10 protein-coding genes are annotated in these 15019 nt (G+C 40.6%); 8 read left to right on the top strand and 2 right to left on the bottom strand.

The features are described from left to right. The first annotated feature begins 6 nt into the window (after nucleotides 1-6). The 3 genes from WG989_RS01010 to WG989_RS01000 all read left to right on the top strand — a co-directional run bounded on the left by WG989_RS01010 (nucleotide 7) and on the right by WG989_RS01000 (nucleotide 5224). Nucleotides 7-2034: a M60 family metallopeptidase gene (locus WG989_RS01010; protein WP_340426678.1), complete on the top strand. Its 2028-nt coding sequence runs from the start codon at nucleotides 7-9 to the stop codon at nucleotides 2032-2034. A gap of 124 nt (nucleotides 2035-2158) precedes the next feature. After that, a complete protein-coding gene (locus tag WG989_RS01005; RefSeq protein ID WP_340426676.1) occupies nucleotides 2159-3919 on the top strand; it encodes an alkaline phosphatase family protein in 1761 nt (586 codons plus the stop codon). 234 nt (nucleotides 3920-4153) lie between these two features. Next, a complete protein-coding gene (locus WG989_RS01000; protein WP_340426674.1) occupies nucleotides 4154-5224 on the top strand; it encodes a phosphotransferase enzyme family protein in 1071 nt (356 codons plus the stop codon). A gap of 126 nt (nucleotides 5225-5350) precedes the next feature. Here the strand turns inward: WG989_RS01000 and WG989_RS00995 are convergent, their stop codons facing one another. Then, nucleotides 5351-6682 carry a hypothetical protein gene (locus tag WG989_RS00995; protein WP_340426673.1) on the bottom strand — a complete coding sequence of 444 codons (1332 nt, stop codon included), beginning with the start codon at nucleotides 6680-6682 and terminating at the stop codon, nucleotides 5351-5353. Between the two features lie 407 nt (nucleotides 6683-7089). After that, nucleotides 7090-7497 carry a hypothetical protein gene (locus tag WG989_RS00990; RefSeq protein WP_340426671.1) on the bottom strand — a complete coding sequence of 136 codons (408 nt, stop codon included), beginning with the start codon at nucleotides 7495-7497 and terminating at the stop codon, nucleotides 7090-7092. A 191-nt stretch (nucleotides 7498-7688) separates the two neighbouring features. Between WG989_RS00990 and WG989_RS00985 the strand changes: the two genes are divergently transcribed. The 5 genes from WG989_RS00985 (at nucleotide 7689) to WG989_RS00965 (ending at nucleotide 15012) form a co-directional block, all read left to right on the top strand. Then, nucleotides 7689-8762, top strand: coding sequence for a lipid A-modifier LpxR family protein (locus WG989_RS00985; RefSeq protein ID WP_340426669.1), 1074 nt, complete (start codon nucleotides 7689-7691; stop codon nucleotides 8760-8762). 18 nt (nucleotides 8763-8780) lie between these two features. After that, nucleotides 8781-10082: a S8 family peptidase gene (locus WG989_RS00980; RefSeq protein WP_340426667.1), complete on the top strand. Its 1302-nt coding sequence runs from the start codon at nucleotides 8781-8783 to the stop codon at nucleotides 10080-10082. 338 nt (nucleotides 10083-10420) lie between these two features. Then, nucleotides 10421-11149, top strand: a complete 729-nt coding sequence (locus WG989_RS00975; protein WP_340426666.1) for a hypothetical protein — start codon at nucleotides 10421-10423, stop codon at nucleotides 11147-11149. A 91-nt stretch (nucleotides 11150-11240) separates the two neighbouring features. Then, complete coding sequence (locus WG989_RS00970) at nucleotides 11241-12089, top strand: hypothetical protein (protein WP_340426664.1); 849 nt, start codon at nucleotides 11241-11243, stop codon at nucleotides 12087-12089. 184 nt (nucleotides 12090-12273) lie between these two features. After that, nucleotides 12274-15012, top strand: a complete 2739-nt coding sequence (locus WG989_RS00965) for a DUF1553 domain-containing protein (protein WP_340426662.1) — start codon at nucleotides 12274-12276, stop codon at nucleotides 15010-15012. Nucleotides 15013-15019: the final 7 nt, after the last annotated feature.

Raw genomic sequence — 15019 nt, 5'->3', positions numbered from 1 at the left:
ACAAGCATGAATTCTGTTATTCTTGTTAAGCGATTATCGGTTTGCCTGCTGTTACTTTCAGTAGCAGTAACCGCATGCAGAAAAAAATATGCATACGAATTTGAAGATGGTACTCCCGGTAATGGTGCGCCTGCAGGCAGCATTACGGTTGATACAAGTATTAAAAATGTAGATGCAAGTAAGTACGCACAGGCAAGGGTGTTTCCCGGTTTGGTGTGTGCATCTGAACCACGAACCAAAGTGGATATTGCAATGAATTTAAATTACAACCATGTGCAGGATGAGTTGCGTATCTCTGTTCCGCCAAGTCCGCAATTCAGTACGGGGCTTTATGCAGCTCCCGGTGAGTTGGTGATCATTGATGTTCCGCAAAACGAATATTCATTGTCTGTACAAATAGGTGCATGGACGGATAATCTTTCTACTATCCAGAATGCACCACGTGATCCCGTTATTTATACACGCAGCCAGTTAAATCCCGGAAGAAATTATTTACGGAATTTATACGGAGGCCATATTTATATATTCGCAGGTCGCCCAATTGCAACTCCGGTAAACTTATCATTTACGAATGTTGTGAAGTCGCCTGATTTTGTACTGGGACAAACTGATCGGGCAACCTGGGAAGCTGCCATACGTTCATCCTGTGTACCATGGCTTGAATTAAGAAGTGCCAACATGATCTTTGTTGTACCACGTCAATATTGTATCGACCGGCCGTTTGCTGATATTCAAAAAGCAATGCAGGATTGGGATGATATTATCAATCTTGATTTTTACCAATGGGAAGGTTTGAGTGAAAATCCTGTTGATGCAATTGATGAAGCACCGCTTCTTCCATGGAGAGTGGTGATGGATATTAAACCTGTTGTAGGTTATGGTCACTCTGGTTTCCCAATTGTTGTGCAAAACGATTACAGTTGGTTCGATGGAATTGGCAACGTCACCAACATTAATGGCGGCGGTAACTGGGGTGTATTCCATGAAGTGGGGCACAACAATCAGCAAGGTACTTATTGGAGCTGGAGCACATTAGGTGAAGTTACCTGTAACATTTTCTCGTTTAAAGTTGCCAATCGGTTGAGCGCAATAACTCCAACTGCATGGCCTCCGAAACATCCTGCGCTGGCAACAGCAATACCCGGAGCAATCACATGGGCATCTTCTGCTATAGGCACAAGAAATTTTGATGGCACCGATGCTGCGATCAATGATCCGTTTGCACGGTTAACACCATTCATTCAGATCATGAGTAAGATACCGGCTAATTGGGGTTATCCCGGGCAACCGGATGGATGGAGCTTTGTAACAGAGTTGTACAAAAAAACAAGACGTTCAAACAGGATATCGTTGACCGATCAGAACAAACGTGATTTTGTGTACGAAACATTATGCGATTTTACCCGCAGGGATATGCGTGCATTTTTCAAAGCATGGGGTATTACCGTGAGTACTATTTCACTAAACAAGATGGCAGGCGTTTATCCTTTATCATTCCAGGAAATATGGAAGTATAACCCATTAACAAAAACAGGTGGAGATGGAGAGGCAACTGAAAAGAGAACGATCTGGACGGCCACTGCAAGTTCATGGTCTACAAGTGAAGGTTCAAACGGAACCATTAATAATGCATTCGATGGTTCGTTCACTACGTATTGGCATAGTAATTATGGAACCGGTACCGGACCAACATCGCCAACGCACACAATTACGGTGGATATGGCTGTGCCAACAGTCATCAAAGGTTTTGCTGCTGCATTAAGGCAAAGTGGTACAGGTACAGCAACCCGTATTAAAAACATACGGGTACAGGTAAGTGACGATAATATTAACTGGACCCCGGTTACGTTTGTGACCGGTGCAAGTACAATTGCCGGTGCTATGACATTGTTGAATCAACAGGGATTACAAAGCTTCAATCTCACTGCAAATATTACAGCCAGGTATTTCCGGTATGTTGTATCTGCTACATCCGATAATGATCCAACAGGTAACAACTCAGCATTAGCTGAAATAAATATTGTACGACCTTAATTTTTTATTCGAGATAAATGAATAATATGAAATGAGCCATAAAATTTTTGAGGTAATTTATAACAACTACCGATAAAAATTTTATGGTGAATAACATGTGGCCAAAAAAAATAAATAATTACACATGAAAAAGAACAAACTGCATATTGCTCTCTTACTTTCTTCTGTAGGAATCATGATCATATTGTTTGCCTCCTGTAAACGTTATGTTGATCCGCCTCCTTATTTTGAGGATCCGGGCGATACAACAAAGCCTGCATCACGCAGAATACTGTTCATTGGTATTGATGGTGCAGTGCCCGGTGAGTATAAAAAAATGACATTGCCTGCATTGCAGGGTATGTTGGCAAAAAGTAAATACAGCTGGGATGGTATATCAGATGAATTAAGTACTTCAGGTGCATCGTGGAAAACACTCATGAGCGGTATCTCTTATTCACGTCACAAAATAAAAGACAGTACATTCATTTATACGCAAGGGATCAATGATCCGCAACACGGAGCAATACCGAATTTCCCTTCAATTTTTTCGTACATCCTTTCTTCACCCAAAAATGAAATGCGTACAGTGTTTATTTCGCCTTGGTCAACCATGGTTGAAAAACTGGTGCCTGAAGTACAGGATCCTGTAACAGCAGCCAACGATGTAGCGGTGAAAGATTCTGCAGTAAAGCGAATTAAAAATGGCAATCCTGAATTTATGGTGGTGCATTTCAACTCTGTTGCTATTGCCGGTAAATCGGGTGGGTTCAGTGAAGCAAACAGCGATTATAAAAATGCAGCATCACAGGTTGACAACTATATTGGCGAAATGATGATGGCATTAAAAGCAAGGCCCGGGTATAATAAGAATGAAGAATGGTTGGTGGTGGTAGCCAGTACACATGGTGGTACAGGAAACAGCCATGGTGGCTTTAGCCCTGAAGAAACAACGGCTTTTTCTTTTTATTACAACGAAGCATTTAAGCAAACAGAATTTACAAAGCAAGGGTCTTTTGTGAATGTACAAATGAAAGGAGGACAGGGAGGTGTAAGAGCAGTTATGAGCGATGCTTCTGCTTATAATCCGGGTACAGGGCCTATGACGATAGAAATGAAAATGAAAGGCAGCCGTAGTGGTGGCTTTCCGTTGTTTGTTACGAAGAAAGGACCTGCATCAGGTAATATTCTTGATTCGGGCGATCCCGGCTTTGCCTATTTTTCCGGCGGTAACAATAACTGGAATTTACAGTTAAGAGGTGCCAGTGGTAATGTGCGTATTCAACCGGGGCTTCCGCAATCACCTGCGGTAGTTGATAACAGTTGGCATACGCTTACATTGGTGTTTGTTGACAGTGCTTCAAAACGTTGGGCCAAGCGTTACAGGGATGGTGTAAAAATTGACGAAACAGATATTTCTTCGTTTGGTGCAATTACGTCGCCTCAACCATTGATCTTAGGTTGGGGTCAGGGAAATGCAGGCGATGCACTTACATCGCATGTTGCATACAATGTATCCGATATTAAAATATTCAATGTAGGCTTAAGCTCTGCAGAAGTAGCAGCAAACCTTTGTGTAAAAAACATTACACAACACAGTAAGTATGCGAACCTTACAGGCTACTGGCCATGTACAGATGGATTAGGTGGTCGGTTTAAAAACTATGCACCCGGCGCTGTTAATAAAGATTTTATTCTGCAAAGCAGTTTTGAATGGAAGCCCGTTCCTGAATTTCCATGTAGTTTCTCAAGTGTTGTGGATCCGGGAAAAACAAACTTGTTCTTAACAAACTCAGGGTTTGCTACAACAGTTTTTTATTGGTTGAAATTAAATACACAGGCAGTATGGGGATTGGAAGGCAGTAAATGGCTTGAGCTGTACGAGCAGGAATTTGTGAAATTGTAAACAGCAGCGCAAAGTATAGAAGTGTGGATTGATTTAAATACCGTTTCACAGATCGCCGCCCATGAAAACGAATTTTTTATTCATCGATCATGCATACTTGTTATCGAAACATCATTCAACTGTTGACCTTTGTGTAAAAAACACTGATTTGTTGTGCATTAAAGAAGGCAGGCTGTTTATTATTCATCTGTAATTTTTTCTGAGGGCAGGCATTGTTCAATTAAAAAGAAAGTAATGTTGGAGTTTGTTATAAGGCGTTATGGGTTGAAGAGAGATGAATTGCATATGTCTCCTTTAGGAAATGGATTGATCAATTCAACCTGGAAGCTTTCGGTAGATGGGAAGGATTATGTACTTCAAAAAGTAAATGATGAAGTATTCAAGAAACCTGAAGATATTGATAAGAATCTGAATCTTATTGCGGCACATTTGCAGCAATACTATCCTCAATACAATTTGTTGCAACCGATTTTTGCATTGGACGGAAGTACGCTTGTACAAAAAAGCGAACATGAATATTTCCGCATGTTTCCGTTTATTCCCGATTCACATTCAAAGGATGTGGTAGAAACACCAGAGCAAGCGTTTCAGGCCGCAGCAAGGTTTGGTAAGTTTACAAATATGCTGGCCGGCATTTCCGTTAGTGATTTGAAAATTACAATCCCCGATTTTCATAATTTGTCCTTACGGTACCAGCAGTTTTTAGAAGCGCTTACAACAGGCGATAAGAGCCGAATAAACGAAGCTGATGAACTCATTCAGTTTATTAAGCTGAACAATGATATTGTTCGTGATTTTGAAAAATTAAAAAACGGAACCGGCTTTAAAATAAGGGCTACGCATCACGATACCAAGATCAGTAACGTGTTATTCGACAGTTACAATAACGGTATCTGTGTAATTGATCTGGATACTGTGATGCCCGGCTATTTCATCAGCGATCTTGGCGATATGATGCGTACCTATCTCTCACCTGTAAGCGAAGAAGAAAGTGATTATTCTCTGGTTGAAGTGAGGGATGAATTTTATGAAGCAATCGTCAGCGGTTATTTCAATGAAGTGAAGAACGAGTTATCAGCAGAAGAAAAGAAATACTTTTTTTATTCGGGTACATTTATGATCTATATGCAAGCCATCCGGTTTCTTACAGATTATCTCAACAATGATGTGTACTATGGCAGCCGGTATCCGCAGCATAATTTTGTACGGGCTAAAAATCAGATCGTTTTATTACAACGCTTGCAGGAAAAGAAGGAGTTATTTGAAACCATGCTGAACAAAGCTGCTGACATGAGCGAAGCATAACAACTTTCATTTGTACAACATCATGTTATGCTGATAAAACTCATTACTCCAGATTCGATTCAGAAATATTTCCAGCAATAGAAAAGCCCTCGAATGAGGGCTTTTCAGTAAGCAATGCTCAGGTAGTTATTTTCTCTTCTTCTTTTTCTTCTTTGTGAACGGAACTTTCACAATTACAGTTTCTCCACGGCCTTTTTCATTTGCAATGCTTTGAATGGTCCACAAGTCAAGTAAGTTGTCGCCATCAATTACACTTCCGCTGTAGTCGCCCCAGGCAACACCATCAGCAGCACCCTTTCCTTCTCCAACGTTTACAATTTCACGAACAGTTCCTGCTGCATCATTTGCATATCTGTAAGCAAACCTCGGGCTGATGAATGAAGCACCATTTACTTCCTGGAAGCCAATGAGCACATCGTTTCGTTTATTCACCGCTAATGTGGTTTGTATATAGTTGGTTGTATCACTTGAAATAATACCTGTTTGCAGAATAGTACCATCATCTCCTTTGATCTGGTGCCATTGTACTGCAGAATGTCCGTTCTTATTAACGGCGTGGGAAAACCAAAGACTACCGTTTTGATACACTAAGTTTTTAGGATTACGATCGCCACTTGATACTTTTTGTGCAGTTCCTTTTTGTGATGATTGAGGTGGATAATTATAATATTGCAATTGATGTGGTTTCTTCGAAACAACTACACAATATGGAACACCATCCGCACCTTCAGTTACTTTTCTGATGATAAAGTTGGGCCCGGCAATATCAAAGAAATACAGATCATCCACATTATCCTGCATAGCAACAGGATGACCTAAGCTTCCTGCGAAATGATAAATTGTTGCAGGCTTTCCTGATTTTGCTTCAGCAAGTTTTAATACAAATGTTCTTTCCTCTCCACCGGGAAATGAATAACCGATCCATTTTTTGCTGTAACCAATACCACCACCATCAACACCTTTTTGTGCAGGAACAGGGTAGGTGTTCCAGGCAGCAGTTGGATCGCTTGTTTCAGAGACAGAAATATTAACGGGTTTTACTTTTTCTTTATCGTAGTACCACCAAAGATCGAACAGGAATACTTTATTATGAAGTTCGTAACCCATCTTTGGATCAATGCCATTGTTAAAATGTTTTTGCGAAATACCTGCAACAAACTCACCTTTTTTGGTATAAATAATAAGGCCGTTGTTTGTTCCGTGCAATACATAACCACCACCCACAGCAATTTGCGGATCTACCTGGCGGTTACCATCGGTTGAGCCGTTAAATAGCAGGTACCCATCTTTGGTTTGTGGATTACCGCCTTGTTTTCTGGAGTTGCGTAAACTGTCTTCGCAAAATTTATCTTTATGAAGTGGTGTAATAATTTCTGTGCGTGAAGGCAATTGTTTATCGCCTGTAGTTTGTGCATGTAATGTGCCGGATAAAAGAAAAAACAAAAGAAAATGTCGCATAATGAATTTGCAGTTTAATTAAGTTTACTAGGGAATTTCAATTGAAATGTCCTTGCTAAAAGTAGAGTATAGGAGTTAACTTATGCTGATTCAGAAGGCGAAATACAGCACAACCGATTGCACACTGTTTAAGTGGTTAATGCAATGAAAATGGAGGTCTTTTTTCCGCTGCGGATGGACGTAGCGATGCAGTCAATTCAGTAATTCACCAGACGTATGATGATGAGTTGATTGAGTAATTTTATTGCCATGGATTGGCAGAGCAAAAACACAGGAGATCAAGATGTGCATTCTCAATTTTTGCTGCAGCTGAAGTATGCCGATAGTGCAAAGCCAACACTGAACTACTTGCTCAACAGGGTAGCACAATACAAATCGAAAGCGGTTGTAATGAAGTTCAGGTTTTTTTATGCATGCATCCTTGAAAAAATAATGCCGGCGATCAATGCCTGGAAAAATCCATATACTAACCAGGAAATGATGGTTAAAAACGATACGTCAATTGCACTGAACGTAATGAGTAGCGATGGAATAGTGGCAATGGCTACATAGATCAACGCCATTTCAATTCCCTGCATCAGTGCATTTCCTTTTAATAATTTTTTGAAGCGGTTCCAGAACCATGCAAGACCAAATGCCAATACAACAGGATGTACATAGTACAACAGGTTGCGGGATTCATCGTTTACAAATGCCGGACTATAGTATTCTTCCGCCACTTTTGGAAGCAGAACGGGCATTATCAATAAACACAGGTAGGCAAAAGCCAGTAACACAAGGCTAACGACAAAGCCGGAACTGATGATCTTTTTCATGAATGAACATTTAAGGGCGAAAGATAGCATGCCGAATTTACTGCTTTCCTAATGCTGGTAATACAAAATCCTGACCTTCGTCAGGGCGTTGCTGCACCCGTGTAATACACTTATCCCCAACCGTATTTTCACTCTTTCAAAAGCGTTTTCTTTTTTTTACATTGGTTGATCTTATCACTAACAATTGTCAAATGAAAACACTCACCATTTTGCTATGCTGCTTTGCAGCTTCTTTTAGTTATGCTCAGGAAAATGAGCAGACGCAGGATTCATCGTATGGCTTTGGCCTTATTTTCGATCAGGATTTTTTCACACCGCAAAACCAGGACCGCAATTACACAATGGGTGTAAGCATTAATATGAACGGCCCGGTGTTTGATAAAAATTACCTCATCGTTCCGCTTTTAAGAAAAGGTGCCGATTGGCTTTTTGGAATCAAAAAATGGCACAAAGAAGGTGACAACTATCTCACCGGGATGCAATTATTTGATGGTGCCTTTACACCCTTGAATTTGGAATCGCTTACACCTGTAACAAACGACCGGCCCTATGGAAATATATTGGGCATTGGAGCTTCACGCACCACCGTTATCAATTCATCAGAAGACTTACGGGAGCAAAGTAGTATTACCAGCCGCTTTGTATTGGGCATTATTGGTACCAGAGTAGCAGAAGCGGTACAATCATATATCCATAAAAACTTCTTTGATGGAAAACGGGCAGTGCCTGTTGGCTGGCCCACACAAATTTCTGATGGAGGTGAACCTACGCTGCTATATCAACTGCAATTCATGAAACCCATCTTCGAAGAAACACATCCCACACAAACACAGTTGAAACGAATGCAGGCAACGTGGTTGCTCGAAACAAATCTTGGCTATTATACCAATATGGCGAGTGGTCTATCATTTCGCATCGGTCGGTTTACAACACCGTTTTGGAAGTTTAATAATTCAGGAATGTCGGTGGTGTCACAAGCGCCTTCACGGATCGATAAAAAACCGGAGTTCAGTTTTTTTGTACAGTTCAGAGGAAGGGCCGTGGTGTACAATGCGTTATTGACAGGTCAGTTCAAGCAAAATGAATTTGAGTTAACGAAAGAACAAGTGAACCGCTTTTTGTTTGAAGCAGAAAGTGGAGTGATGTTGAATATTGGTAAACTCACGGCTATTTTTCAACCGTACATTTTACGCACATCGGAAACAAATCTTCCAACTGCACGCAATCATTCCTGGGGTAGTGCGGCCTTGTATTATAATTGGTAACAGCATCAATCAATCGTCATGTCTTATTTTGTTTATCAACAAGGAATCAAAAAAAAGATCAACAGTAAAAATATCAGCAGCGAAAAAAAACAGGAGTACTCGATATTGATCATACGGTTCAGAGGCGGTGTAAGCAAGCATACCGATGAATTTAATAAAGCCAACGGACTGCTGCGAAAAAAAGTACACGACAAAGCCGGTCATATTTATCTCTGTTATTTCAAAAAAATGTCGGTGAACAAACTGGCTGCACTTGCAAAAACATATTATGATAGTGGCATTGCAGAATTCGCTGAGCCTTATGTATTACATCATATACAAAACACAGCAATTTCATTGAATGATCCTAAGTTTTCAACGCAATGGATCTTGGAAAATACCGGTCAGTTCAACGGAATTCCCGGAGATGATATCGGAATACTGGATGGATTGAAGTTGATCGCAGACAATCAACTCACACTCGACAAAACGATTTGTGTAGCTGTATTGGATGAAGGTGTGGATACAACACATCCTGATCTGAGGGATCCGAATTTATGGCATCAGAATTTCAGTGTGTTTGGTGCCAATAAATTATTGCCGAAAGATAAAGATCATCATGGCACATCAGTAGCTGGTGTTATTGCAGCGATACAGGATAATGGGGTAGGTATTGCCGGGATCAATCCGTTTTGTAAGATCATGTCCGGACGTATTTATTTTACACAGGATAATGTAGGAGGTGTAAATGCATTACGCATCAGTGAAGGAATAAAACGTGCAGTTGATAACAATGCACGGGTGATCAATTTAAGTTGGCGAATGGAACCAAGTCCGTTGGTAGCAGAAGCCATTCAATACGGCTTTTCAAAAGGAGTGATCTTTTGTGCAGCAGCCGGAAACTATGTGCGTGCAAGTGATGATCATGCAGTACAGTTTCCCGGAAGAATGGATGAAGTGATTACCGTTGCTGCTGTTAACAATAAATCAGAATGGGTGAATCTCGTCAATACTCCATCCGATCAGAAATTTGGTTCCTGTTACGGGCGTGAAGTGGATATTGCTGCGCCGGGTTTATTTATTTCCACTACCAGAAACAACGGGAAATACACCGATATCTTTTGCGGTACCAGTGCTGCCACTGCCATTGTATCGGCAATAGCTGCCATACTTGTAGCCATCAATCCTGCACTAACGGCTACGGATGTACGTGATTGTTTATTATCAACAGCAGATGCTGTAAGCAGTGAAGCAGGGTTAGAACATCTCAATAGGGTCGGACATGGAAAGATCAATGCATACAAAGCAATTGAAAAAGCAATTGAAACAGTATTATTGTAATGATCAATTTGTTTTGCAGCAAAAGAAAAAACAAATAGTTACGTAAAAGAAAAAGTAACGGATTTACATTCATAAAATAAAAAAAGAACAGCAACAGTGCTGTTCTTTTTTATTCACAAAAACGATCGTTTCTTATTGATTTTGAGCAGTCAATAAGTAGAAGTTTATTTTTATGAATGATCAATTATTTCTGTTGGCACACTTTCTGCTTTATACCGGATGTTGATGTAAAAAAATAAGTTATCAACAGTTTTAAACCTGCGAAAACATCCTCTGTCTGTATATCCGGAAATAAAGCAAAACGCTTTTAATTTATCAATCACAAAAAAAACAATCAAATGAAGAACAAGATGAAACAATTAACAGCCGCTGCAGTAGTGATGCTTTTAGGTAACGCAGTTTTTGCTCAGGTGAACCTGAATTTGAACAGTACAACCAGTGCTGTTACAAAAGCTACTGTAAACACAAGTAAAGTTGCAGATGTGGTAAGTAAAACAACACAGGCTACTACAAGAGTGGTACAGGCAACCGGTAAAGTAGTGCAAACTACTGCGAATGTTACAACACGTACAACAGCAAACGTAACTGCAAAAACAAATGCAGCTGCAAATGCTACGGCCAAAGGAACTAATGCGAAAGTAACAAACGAAACAGCAGTGGATACCCGTGTAAAGGGTGAAACAAATGCTGCTGAGCAAGGAAATGGTATGGCAACAGAAGTAAAAGAATTAGTTGTAACAGAAGCACAAGGCATCCGCACAACAACAAAAGAAATGCGGAATGAAGTAAAGCCGGGGCTCAACATCAGCAGTAACACCAATGCCAATGCAAACGGTGAGGTTAATGCAAACGATGCATCTGCCAATGGTGATGTGAATAGTAGTACAGAAGTAACAACTGATGCAAAACTGAAAACAAAGAAAATTAAAACGAAAGCAGGCAACACAACAGCTGAGGCAAAACAAACTACAAAAGCAACTGTAAAGAAAGTGAAGAATACGGAAGCGGGCGCTGATGTAGAAGTGTCAGCAAACAGTAACTCAACAGTTACTGCCGGTCGTCAATAAGTTTTATAGGTAGTTATAGAAATCATGACGATCGGGAACTGGAAGTCCCGCAGAAGCGGGACTTCTTTCTTCCGAACCAAACTGTAAGGCCATGAAAAAAATAAAACAACTCTTTTCCTTTTTGTTGCTCTTGTGTCCGCTGTTTCTTGCAGCACAGGACGACACAACAAAAACTGATACACGAAAACCTGTATTTACAGCAACACTTGCTCATCAAACGCTGGTACATTTTCTCGGACGTACAGATAGTTTAAGCAGCAGCGCTACGTTGCCAATCGTGGGATATCAATTGAAAAATGGATTGTATGCACAAGGTGCTGCCATCTTTATACAAAACAGTGCATTGCCGTTTCAATTAACAGGAGGTAGTGTGGAATTGGGTTATCGTTTCCCCGAGAGTGAACATTTTACAGGCAATCTGTTTGCATCAAGGTTCTTGTACAAAGAAGAATCTTCATTGGTACAATCAGCCTTGAAATATCAAACCGGGATCAACACAACCATACAAACAAAGATCATCAATATAAATCTTGGTGCCGATCTTAAATTCAGCAGCAATACAGATATTGGTGCAACAGCTGGGCTCGATCATTTATTTATTATTAAATTAAAAGAAGGAAAGCCACGGGCATTGGCTATTAATCCAACCATTACAGCATACGGAGGTACACAACGGTTTGTTGAAACCTACGAGGAAAAAAGAAATGGAACCATTGGCGGATTACCGGTTGGCCCTCCGCAAACAGTAACCGGTACAAGAAATGTAAATACGTTTTCATTACTCGCATACGAATATACCATGCCGATTGTGCTGGTTATGGGTAAAATGAATGCGGTAGTAAGTCCATCGTTTGTAATGCCGCAAAATCTGATCGCATCAAACGGTGAATACGGCCGTAATCGTTTTTACATCACAGCAGGTATTGGAATTAGATTGTAACTTCTCATCGCTCAATATATATGGTAAAACCTGGCAATTATTGGCCGGGTTTTTTTTATTGCAGTCGATAAGCCGGAGTGTAGGCATACCATTTATTTAGTTGTACAATCGTTTGTGCAAATTGATGAAGCAGTAAAGGAAAATAAATGTAAATTGAAGGCACAAGTTAACAGGGTATTGCTGTATGAAATCATTCTTCAAACAAAAAACGGTTCTTATTATCGGGTTGCTCATTGTACTGGTAGCAGGCTATTTGTTCCTGATGCCATCACGTACAGTTGATTTCAGTGCCGATGTAAAACCCATCCTCAATAATAAATGTATTTCCTGCCACGGTGGTGTAAAAGCAAAAGCCGGTTTTAGTGTATTGTTTCGTGATGAAGCATTAGCCAAAACGGAGTCGGGAAAGCCGGCGATCATTCCAGGTGATCCCGACGCAAGTGAAATGATCAGAAGAATTACAGTGAACGATCCGGAAGAGCGGATGCCTTACAAACATGAACCGTTAAGTAAGGAAGAGATAAAGATTTTAAAGCAATGGATCAAACAGGGTGCAAAGTGGGGTGACCATTGGGCGTATCTGCCGGTGAAAGAAACCGAATTGCCGGATGTTACTGATCCATGGATACACAATGATGTTGACAAATTCATTTTTGCAAAACTGAAAGAACTGGAATTGAAACCTTCTGTGCAAGCCGACAAACCTTCATTATTAAGAAGAGTTAGTCTTGATTTGATCGGTATGTATCCATCCGAGGCTGTTGCAAAACAATTTTTGCAAAGTACAGATGAGAAAGGATATGAAGTGTTGGTTGATTCATTACTGGCATCACCACGTTTTGGTGAACGATGGGCATCACTCTGGCTCGATCTTTCAAGATATGCTGATACCAAAGGTTATGAATCAGATGAAGGTCGCACTATTTGGAAATACAGAGACTGGCTTATCAATGCATTTAATAAAGACAAACCGTATAACGAATTTTTAGTGGAACAACTGGCCGGTGATCTGCTGCCAGACCCAACCGATGCACAATACATTGCTACTGCCTTTCACCGCAACACCATGAATAATATGGAAGGCGGAACGGATAATGAAGAGTTCAGAACAGCAGCAGTGATTGACAGAGTGAATACAACATGGGAATCATTGATGAGTACAACATTTAGTTGTGTGCAATGCCACAGTCATCCATACGATCCGATCAAACATGCTGAGTACTATAAATTTTTGGCGTACTTCAATAACACAAGAGATGAAGATGTACCTGCTGAATATCCATTGCTGCGGGAGTACAACGATACATTGAAACAAACGTTGAACGAAGTTGTGAACTGGGTACAGCGATATGCTTCTAAAGATGAAGCAAGCAGAGTGAAACTTTTTTTGCGTACCTGGCAGCCATCAGTTAATTCAACTACGGCCGATAGTTTGAACAATGCAGTAATTGGAAATAACAATTATGCGTTGATGATGCTGAATTATTCTTCGGCACGATTAAAACGCATCGATCTGCAGCATTCAAATCAACTGATATTTAATTTCATTTCAAGAATAAAGGGAGGCGTATTAAAATTCCGTACCGATAGCCCGGAAGGACCGGTATTTGCTAGTGTACCGTTGCAGAAGATGGATAAATTTCAAAAGTTCTTCCTTTCGTTTACACCGCAACAGGGCATTCATGATGTATATGTAACGTATGAAAATGCAACATTGCCTGCCAACAGTAAAGAGTTTGCACTCATTTTCGATTGGTTTGCATTCGTGAATGAGTTACCAGGAAAAACAGAACCTGGATTTGCAAAAATCAATCAGGCTTATCGTACACTCTTAGATGCAAATCCTGTTACCACACCGGTGATGGTTGAAAATCCTTCGTGGATGTGGCGAACCAGTAATGTGTTTGAACGTGGTGCGTGGACGAGTAAAGGAGAAGAAGTGCAGCCGGATGTGCCGCAAACATTTGCTTTTGCAATGCCAGCCAATGCGCCAAAAAATCGTTTGGGATTAGCGATGTGGTTAACAGATAAAAAGAATCCATTGGTATCACGCACATTGGTGAATCGTTTTTGGGAACAGTTGTTTGGTACAGGCATTGCAGAAACATTGGAAGATATGGGTACGCAGGGAGCACCGCCCACACACCAGGAATTACTGGATCATCTTTCGTGGAAATTGATGAACGATCACAAATGGAGCATGAAAGCATTATTGAAAGAATTGGTGATGAGTGCTGCTTACATGCAGGACTCAAAACTTACCGAAGAAATAAAAGCAAAGGATCTGTTCAACCGATATTATGCACGTGGTCCACGAGTGCGGTTGAGTGCAGAACAAATACGTGATCAACATTTATGCATCAGCGGCACCATGAGTAATAAAATGTATGGCCCCGGTGTAATGCCCTGGCAGCCGGAAGGCATTTGGTTATCACCTTACAACGGCGATAAATGGAAAACAAGTGAAGGTGAAGATCAATATCGGAGAGCAGTGTACACATATTGGAAACGTACGGCTCCCTATCCATCGATGATTGCGTTTGATGGTGTTGCGAAAGTGGTATGCAATGCCCGTCGTATTCGTACCAACACACCATTGCAGGCGTTGGTGACCTTGAATGATTCAGCATATCTTGATATGTCACGACATTTTGCATACCGCATGCAGAAAGAAGCAGGAAAAAATCCCGAACAGCAAATTGCAAAAGGATATGAACTGATGCTGTACAAAAAAATTGATGCAGCAAAATTGAAAACATTTACCAGTCTCTATCAAAAGGCATTCACTGAGTTTAAAACAGATCAAACAAAAACACGTGAATTGATTGGGAAAGATGATGAACACAACAATGCGGAGACAGCGGCATTGGTAGTAGTGGCAAACGCCATGTTGAATATTGATGAAGTGATTATGAAAAATTAGAAGAAGC

This window comes from Lacibacter sp. H407 (genome assembly GCF_037892605.1).
GTDB lineage: Bacteria > Bacteroidota > Bacteroidia > Chitinophagales > Chitinophagaceae > Lacibacter.
Note: the sequence above shows the minus strand (reverse complement) of the source record. Positions and strands in the feature narration are given on the sequence as shown.

What these genes read in the sequence shown, in the direction of transcription:
- WG989_RS00970 (WP_340426664.1), top strand. Translation starts at nt 11,241, where the DNA reads ATGAAAAAAATAAAACAACTCTTTTCCTTTTTGTTGCTCTTGTGTCCG.
- WG989_RS00995 (WP_340426673.1), bottom strand. Translation starts at nt 6,682, where the DNA reads ATGCGACATTTTCTTTTGTTTTTTCTTTTATCCGGCACATTACATGCA.
- WG989_RS00965 (WP_340426662.1), top strand. Translation starts at nt 12,274, where the DNA reads ATGAAATCATTCTTCAAACAAAAAACGGTTCTTATTATCGGGTTGCTC.
- WG989_RS00980 (WP_340426667.1), top strand. Translation starts at nt 8,781, where the DNA reads ATGTCTTATTTTGTTTATCAACAAGGAATCAAAAAAAAGATCAACAGT.
- WG989_RS00975 (WP_340426666.1), top strand. Translation starts at nt 10,421, where the DNA reads ATGAAGAACAAGATGAAACAATTAACAGCCGCTGCAGTAGTGATGCTT.
- WG989_RS01005 (WP_340426676.1), top strand. Translation starts at nt 2,159, where the DNA reads ATGAAAAAGAACAAACTGCATATTGCTCTCTTACTTTCTTCTGTAGGA.
- WG989_RS01010 (WP_340426678.1), top strand. Translation starts at nt 7, where the DNA reads ATGAATTCTGTTATTCTTGTTAAGCGATTATCGGTTTGCCTGCTGTTA.
- WG989_RS00990 (WP_340426671.1), bottom strand. Translation starts at nt 7,497, where the DNA reads ATGAAAAAGATCATCAGTTCCGGCTTTGTCGTTAGCCTTGTGTTACTG.
- WG989_RS01000 (WP_340426674.1), top strand. Translation starts at nt 4,154, where the DNA reads ATGTTGGAGTTTGTTATAAGGCGTTATGGGTTGAAGAGAGATGAATTG.
- WG989_RS00985 (WP_340426669.1), top strand. Translation starts at nt 7,689, where the DNA reads ATGAAAACACTCACCATTTTGCTATGCTGCTTTGCAGCTTCTTTTAGT.